A 1,043-nucleotide genomic window follows, 5' to 3' on the forward strand; every position below is an offset into this window, starting at 1 on the left:
TGACGACGTCCTTCAGCCGTCCCCGGACGATCAGCCGTCCCTCGGGCGTGAGGGAGGCGAGGTCACCGGTGCGGTAGAAGCCGTCCTCGGTGAACGCCCTGGCGTTGTGCTCGGGTGCCCGGTAGTAGCCCCGCAGCGTGTACGGGCCCCGGGTGAGCAGCTCGCCGGTGACACCGGCCGGGACGTCCGCCCCGCGTTCGTCGACGATCCGGACCTCGTCGGCCGGGGACACCGGCCGGCCCTGGGTGTGCAGGACCGCGTCCACGTCGTCGTCGGGACGGGACATCGTCAGCAGCCCCCGGGCGGACAGCAGGGCGAGCAGCTCCTGCGCGGAATCGGTGACGGACTGGGTCTGGGAGTGGATCCTCAGGTCGGGTGCGGCGGGGGAAGCGGGCTCCGGAGCGGCCTCGGCCTCTGCGGCGAGCGTCCAGTGGCGGGAGACGGCGGGTTCGGCGGCGGCGGCCGCGAGCACCTTCTTGTCGATCTTCCCGAGCGGCGTCAGCGGCAGGTCCGCCACGAACTCGGCGCGGTCCGGGAGCTTGTAGTCGGCGAGTCCGCGCGCGTGCAGCGCGGCCTTGAGCTCCGCCAGCGTCGGCCGGGTGCCGTCGCGTCCGACGAGGAAGGCGTAGATCCGTTCGCCGAGGAACTCGTCCGGCACCGGCACCACGGCCGCCGCGGCGATCCCCGGGCAGGTGAGGAGATGGGCCTCCACCTCGCCCGCCGCGATCTTGTCGCCGCCGCGGATGACGACGTCCTTCAGCCGTCCCCGGACGATCAGCCGTCCCTCGGGCGTGAGGGAGGCGAGGTCACCGGTGCGGTAGAAGCCGTCCTCGGTGAACGCCCTGGCGTTGTGCTCGGGTGCCCGGTAGTAGCCCCGCAGCGTGTACGGGCCCCGGGTGAGCAGCTCGCCGGTGACACCGGCCGGGACGTCCGCCCCGCGTTCGTCGACGATCCGGACCTCGTCGGCCGGGGACACCGGCCGGCCCTGGGTGTGCAGGACCGCGTCCACGTCGTCGTCGGGACGGGACATCGTCAGCAGCCCC

1 protein-coding gene is annotated in these 1,043 nt (G+C 73.5%); it reads right to left on the reverse strand.

The features are described 5' to 3' along the window. On the reverse strand, positions 1-1,030 hold a 1,030-nt coding region (locus tag EAO71_RS39570), incomplete at its 3' end, for an AMP-binding protein (protein ID WP_315986637.1). Positions 1,031-1,043 lie beyond the last annotated feature (13 nt).

The organism is Streptomyces sp. MS191, assembly GCF_008042125.1.
Taxonomy (GTDB): domain Bacteria; phylum Actinomycetota; class Actinomycetes; order Streptomycetales; family Streptomycetaceae; genus Streptomyces.